Source organism: Mesorhizobium sp. M0208 (genome assembly GCF_040322015.1).
Classification (GTDB): Bacteria; Pseudomonadota; Alphaproteobacteria; order Rhizobiales; family Rhizobiaceae; genus Mesorhizobium.
This window is the reverse complement of sequence record NZ_JAMYSP010000097.1, coordinates 1-3,766: the sequence shown is the minus strand read 5'-3', so window position 1 is coordinate 3,766 and position 3,766 is coordinate 1. Positions and strand designations below refer to the sequence as shown.

Genomic DNA, 3,766 nt, shown 5'->3' with positions numbered 1-3,766 from the left:
TCCTTCGCTCAACTGCCTCTCCAAAGAATCCTTTCTCAGCCTAAACTCAACCCCAAAATCGCCATATGCGATTCCCCTGCCCTTGAGGGGGAGATGGCCGGCAGGCCAGAGGGGGTCGGTTCGACTGGATGCGACCTCCCTTGCGACAGATGGAGGTTGGCGCTCTTCGTGAGGCGACCCCCTCTGTCGCCTTCGGCGACGTCTCCCCCTCGAGGGGGGAGATTACGCAGCTCACCCCGCAAGCCGGCTAACCATCTCGTGCTGCGCGTAGGCGTGGCCGAAGCGGTTGGCTAGAAAAGCGTCGAGCGCGATGTCCTCCTGCTTGATGAAACCTCTTGCCGGCAAGGTGCCGTCGGCGAGCATGTCGAGCACGGCGCAGATCGCCGATGCAGTGGTGATCTGGATGGCGCTGCGCACCTTTTCGCCGTCGCGCCTGGCGTAGATCTTGTTGGCATAGGTCTCCTGCAGCAGACGGCCGTTCTTGCGGCCGCTGACGGTGACGAAGACGATAACCACGTCCTGCAGCGTTGCCGGCAGGGCGCTTTCGAAAATGTCCTTCAGCACGTCGCGGCGGTGGCGCAGGCCAAGGTCGTTGAGCAGCGCCTTCATGATCGCGGCATGGCCGGGATAACGGATGGTGCGGTAATTCAGCGTGCGCACCCTGCCTTTCAGCGTTTCGGCCAGCGTGCCCAGCCCGCCCGAGGTGTTGAACGCCTCATAGGTGACGCCGTCGAGCGAGAACTCCTCGCGCTCCTCGAGCGGCGGCACCTCGATCAGCTCGCCTTCGACGATCGCCTCGCAAGGCTCGCAATATTCGTTGATGACGCCGTCGGTGCTCCAGGTCAGATTGTAGTTCAGCGCGTTCGACGGGTACTGCGGCAGCGCGCCAACCCGCATGCGCACGCTCTCCAGCGTGTCGAAGCGGCTGGCGAGGTCGTTGGCAACGATCGAGATGAAGCCGGGCGCCAGGCCGCATTGCGGAATGAAGGCGCTGTTGCCGGAGCGCGCCAGTTCCTTGACCCGCCTGGTGCTGACGACATCCTCGGTCAGATCGAGATAGTGCACGCCGGCACTGGCCGCCGCCTCCGCGATGCGCGTGGTCAGATGGAAGGGCGCGGCGCTGAGCACCGCGAATTTGCCGGCCAAGGCCGCTTCGAGGGTGCCGGCGGCTTCGATGTCGAGTTCCAGCGTCTCGATCGTTTCAGGCAGTTCGGCCGCGCCGAGCTGCGCCGCCGAGCGGTCGACGAGCGTGACATGGTAGTTGCCCGTGGAAGCCAGCATCTCGGCAATGGTCGAGCCGATCTTGCCGGCGCCGACGACGATGATTTCCTTCATGACTGGTCCCTCGCACCAACGTTGGATTGATCGCTAGAATCGCAGCTTGCCTGTCGAAAGGAAGCGTGAGACTGTACGAAACGCAGTCTCTCTTTGCGCAATGTGCCGGCAAGGTTCGTCGAAATGCTAAGCGATGCCGACCAGGCTCTGCTTTCCCTGCTGCGCATCAATGCGCGCGCCTCGACCGCCGAACTGGCGCGACGGCTGGGCGTGTCGCGGACCACGGTGCAGAGCCGGATCGAGCGGCTGGAACAGCGCGGCATCATCACCGGCTACGGTGTCAGGCTTTCGCCCGACTACGAACAGGGGCTGGTCAGGGCGCATGTCCTGCTTACCGTCACCCCCAAGCTCGCCGACAAGGTGGTGCGCAGCCTGCAGGCGCTGGCACCGGTTCGAACCCTGCACTCGGTCAGCGGCAATTTCGACATGATCGTTGTCGTCGAAGCGCCGTCGATCAGGGATCTCGACACGCTCCTCGACCAGATCGGCGCCATGGACGGGGTCGAGCGGACGTCGTCGTCGATCATCCTGTCGACGCGGATCGACCGCTGAGCCGGCTGGCGTCGCGGGTCCAGATGCTGGCGCGAAGGATCACCAAGGGCGGTGATCGTTCTGGCGTTACCGCAGCAAAGCGATATAGGCTTTCAGAATGTGGATCGATGGCGTGCAGCCGCGCCCAATCTCTTGCAGCATCGCGCGTTCACCCAAAGAACCTAGACAGGAGGCCTCCTTGCCCAAGCAGTGTTTCGGAAAATCCCATGTGCCGTTGTCGCCGGCGGTCAGGGCCGGCGATTTCGTCTATGTCTCAGGCCAGGTGCCGGTCGGCAGCGACGGGCTGGTGGTCAAGGGCGGCATAGCCGAGCAGACCGAACAGGTGCTGTCGAACGTCAAGGCGGCACTGGCGCTGGCCGGCTGCACGCTCGACGACGTGGTCAAGACGACGGTCTGGCTCGAGGACGCGCGCGATTTCGGCATCTTCAATACCGTCTACGCCCGGCATTTCCCGAAAGATCCGCCGGCACGCACGACGGTGGAGTCACGGCTTATGATCGACATCAAGATCGAGGTCGAAGCCGTCGCCTACAGGCCGGCCTGACGGAAAAGCGGAGACAGGCGCAATGCAATTCGATCTCCTGATAAAGGGCGGCCGCCTCATCGATCCGGCGTCCGGCCTCGACGCACAACGCGATCTGGCGATTGCCGACGGCCGTATCGCCGCCATCGACCCCGAAATCCCCTTCGAACGTGCAGCCCGCGTCATCGACGCCACGGGCTCGATCGTCGCGCCCGGCCTGATCGACCTGCACAGCCATGTCTATTGGGGCGGCACGTCGCTCGGCGTCGATGCCGACCGGCTCGCCGCAAAGAGCGGCACCACCACCTTCGTCGATGCCGGAAGCGCCGGCGCCGGCAATTTCCTCGGCTTTCGCCGCCACGTCATCGAGCGCTCGAAGGTCCGTATCCTGGCATACGTCAACATTTCCTTTGCCGGCATTTTCGGCTTCTCGCAGACCGTCGCGGTCGGCGAATGCAGCGACCTCAGGCTCTGCGAACCGCGCGAGACGGTGGCCGCGGCGCGCGAGCACGCAGACGTGATCGTCGGCGTCAAGGTCCGCTCCGGTCGCCATGCCGGCGGCAGCAGCGGCATCGCGCCGGTCGATCTCGGGCTGGAAGCCGCCGACAAGGCCGGCCTGCCGCTGATGGCGCATATAGACGAGCCGCCGCCGGGTCGCTCGGAAGTGCTGCCGCGGCTGCGCAAAGGCGATATCCTCACCCACTGCTTCCGGCCGTTTCCCAACGCACCGGTCTTCGCTTCGGGCGCGGTGCGGCCGGACATGCGGCTGGCGCGCGAGCGCGGCGTCATCTTCGATATCGGCCACGGCATGGGCTCGTTCGATTTCGAGGTGGCCAAGGCGATGCTGAGCGAGGGGCTGGCGCCGGACGTGATCAGCAGCGACGTGCATCTCTACTGCGTCGACGGGCCGGCCTTCGACATTCTGGTGTGCATGTCGAAGCTGCTGGTTCTCGGCATGCCGCTGGTCGAGGTGCTGCGCGCCGCGACACAGCGGCCGGCCGAAGCGATCGCCAGGCCAGATTTGGGCAGGCTTGCGGTTGGTGCGGTCGGCGACATCGCGGTGCTGCGGCTGCGTCCGGGCCGCTTCACCTTTGTCGACTCGGTCGGCGCCTCGTTGGTCGCCGAGCAAAGGCTGGTCTCTGACGGCATTGTGGTCGGCGGCACGTGGTGGCCGAACGAGGCGCTGGACGATTTCGGCGAAACCGAGCGCTTCGAAGCGCATGCGCATGACACGCATGTCGAGGTTGCCGCCCGGCATTTCGGGCGTGGGTGATCTCCCCCCTGTTTGGACCGGGGACATCGCGAACAGCTGTGCGAGGACATCGCGAACAGTTTGCCATCCTATCGTTGGCTTGC

General features: G+C 64.9%; 4 protein-coding genes. 3 read left to right on the top strand and 1 reads right to left on the bottom strand.

The genetic code is table 11. The features are described 5' to 3' along the window. Positions 1 to 231: 231 nt before the first annotated feature. Positions 232 to 1,335, bottom strand: a complete 1,104-nt coding sequence (locus tag NKJ17_RS33670) for a saccharopine dehydrogenase family protein (protein ID WP_352507389.1) — start codon at positions 1,333 to 1,335, stop codon at positions 232 to 234. Positions 1,336 to 1,458: 123 nt separating this feature from the next. Here NKJ17_RS33670 and NKJ17_RS33665 point away from each other — a divergent pair, with 123 nt between their 5' ends. From NKJ17_RS33665 to NKJ17_RS33655, 3 genes are all read left to right on the top strand, one after another. Next, the gene (locus NKJ17_RS33665; protein ID WP_254817936.1) at positions 1,459 to 1,887 is read left to right on the top strand and encodes an Lrp/AsnC family transcriptional regulator; all 429 of its coding nucleotides are present in this window, start codon (positions 1,459 to 1,461) and stop codon (positions 1,885 to 1,887) included. 178 nt (positions 1,888 to 2,065) lie between these two features. Then, a complete protein-coding gene (locus tag NKJ17_RS33660) occupies positions 2,066 to 2,431 on the top strand; it encodes a RidA family protein (protein WP_254817935.1) in 366 nt (121 codons plus the stop codon). 22 nt (positions 2,432 to 2,453) lie between these two features. Further along, positions 2,454 to 3,683, top strand: coding sequence for an amidohydrolase/deacetylase family metallohydrolase (locus NKJ17_RS33655; protein ID WP_352507388.1), 1,230 nt, complete (start codon positions 2,454 to 2,456; stop codon positions 3,681 to 3,683). The last annotated feature ends 83 nt before the right edge of the window (positions 3,684 to 3,766 follow it).